At 52.5% G+C, this 2,510-nt stretch carries 1 protein-coding gene; it reads left to right on the forward strand.

What is annotated here, in order from left to right:
* Positions 1–2,510, forward strand: a 2,510-nt coding sequence (locus JIG37_RS01820) for an Ig-like domain-containing protein (protein ID WP_199528554.1), incomplete at both ends; no start/stop codon positions are given.

The following is a 2,510-nucleotide window of genomic DNA, read 5'->3' on the forward strand; positions in this document are numbered from 1 at the left end:
AGTGGGCAAACCACCGGAGCGGCAGTGGGCAGCTTAGTGCTGCTTACTATCACTGACAGTGCTGGTAATGTACAAAGTGCGACAGCGACGGTGCAAGCGGATGGCAGTTGGTCTGTTGAGCCAAGTACGGCATTAGCCGAAGGTGATTATACCGTGGTGGCCACCGTGAGCGACGCGGCGGGTAACGAAGGCAGCGATACTGAAACAGGCACCATTGATGTGACGGCACCAACGATTAGCATTGATGCGCCAGCACTGACCAACGACAATACGCCGACGGTCACAGGCACCTCAGACTTAGCCAATACCTCACTCGCCGTGACCTTTACCGATGCTGATGGTATCAGCCATAGCGTGACAGTCACCACAGATGCTTCAGGTAATTGGAGCGCCGAAGCAGGGCAAGCCTTAGCCGATGGCAACTACACAGTCAGTGCCAGTATCAGTGATGCAGCAGGTAATAACAGCAGTGCCAGTGACAGTGGTGAAGTCGACACCATTCCACCGGAGCTTGCTTTTGTGCCGACCTTCTTACTGGGTCAACTGGTGACCTTAAGTGGTACATCAGATTTACCCGCCGGTAGCACAGTGACCATCACCCAAACCTTATTAGGCGGTGGCAGTGTGACATATACGGCAACCACTGATGCCAATGGTGATTGGTCACTGACAGGATTAACCGTGCCGTTAGCGAACCTAGCGTCGATAACAGCCAGTGCATCGGATGCTGCAGGCAATGTACGTACTATCAGTTCAAGTGACTTTGATGGTACACCACCGACACTCACCGTTAACGTGGATGCAATAGGAAATGACAATACACCGCTCATCAGTGGTACCAGTGATGCAGGTGAAGGTGCACAAGTGACCGTGGTCGTCACCGATGCCAATGGTGATAGCAGCACCCTGACAGCGACAGTGGATGCCAGCGGTAATTGGTCAGTGAGTCCAACAACGGTCTTAGCTGATGGTCAATTTACTGTTGACGCCAGTGTGCGTGATGGGGTGGGTAACCTTACAGAAGAAACGGTGACTGGGGTCATTGATACCGTTGCACCAAGCTTAACCTTAACGGGCGTTGGGGCGGGCAGTGATGTGACGCCTGAGTTCACAGGACGCAGTAATGAAATTGGTGGCACGGTGACGGTAACGGTGACAGATAATGATGGTACCGTACAAACACTGACCGCAACCGTTGACAGTAGCGGTGATTGGCGCGTGGAAGTACCGAATGGACTCGCCGAAGGTGGCTACACTGTATCAGCAACAATTAGTGATGAAGCGGGTAACCCAACGACGGTCAATGCCACAGGCTCTATCGATACCACAACCCCAGTGGTGGTGGTTAACGACACTGGCTTGGGTAATGACAGCACGCCACTTATTACGGGCACCTCTACTGAGCCAGCAGGAACGGTAGTGAGCTTATCTATTGTGGATAGCAACAGCGATACACATACCGTCACAGCCACAGTGCAAGCTGATGGGTCGTGGCAAGCCACAGCACCGAGCTTGCCTGATGGCGCTTATACCGTGACAGCAACGATTGTTGATGCGGCAGGCAACGTTGGCACCGATACAGGCAGTGGCAGCATCGATACCTTGCCACCGAGCTTAGCGATAGACAGCTTGGGTACCATCAACGACGATACCCCAACAATCAGTGGGACCAGCAATGAGCCGGCGGGCAGTGTGGTTAACTTAAGTGTTTCAGACGGCACAAACACCTATACCTTTACAGCCACGGTACTGGGAGATGGCACATGGTCAGCAGATGTACCAAGCCCATTAAACAATGGCAGCATCAGCATTGATGCCAGTATCACCGATGCTGCGGGGAATGAAACAACCGCTAATGACACCGCGGTGCTGGATACCACCGCACCAAGTATCACGATTAATGTCATTGGCGAAACCAATGATACGACACCGACGATTAACGGCACCAGTGATGCGGTCAATGGCAGTGTAGTGACTGTGGTAATTGATGATGGTATCAACCCAGCAGAAACATTAACCACCACGGTTAATGGCGGAACATGGACAGTCACAGCAAGCAGCGCTTTGGCTGAAGGCGACTTTACAGTCACCGCAACCGTGACAGAAAACGGCATTGATGGAACGGCCACACGAACAGGTATCATTGATACCACCATGCCAGCGATTGATATAAATGCATTAGACGTCACTAATGACACCACGCCAACAGTCAGTGGCACAGCCAGTGCCCCACAAGGCAGTACAGTCACTGTGGTCTTTACCGATGCAAACAACAACAGCCACACAGTCACTACCGTGATGCAAAGCAATGGCACCTGGTCAGTGGCGGCGAGCACATTGTTAGCAGAAGGAGAATACACGGTTACGGCGACGGTCAGTGATCAAGCAGGTAACCCAGCAACAGCCAGTGCCACTGGTGAAATCGACATTACCGCACCGACGATTAGCCTTGATACCTTGGCCGATAGTAATGATGTGACACCGCTCATTAGTGGGCAAACCACCGGAGC

Origin of the sequence: Pseudoalteromonas sp. bablab_jr010 (genome assembly GCF_016464105.1) — a bacterium.
Taxonomy (GTDB): domain Bacteria; phylum Pseudomonadota; class Gammaproteobacteria; order Enterobacterales; family Alteromonadaceae; genus Pseudoalteromonas; species Pseudoalteromonas simplex.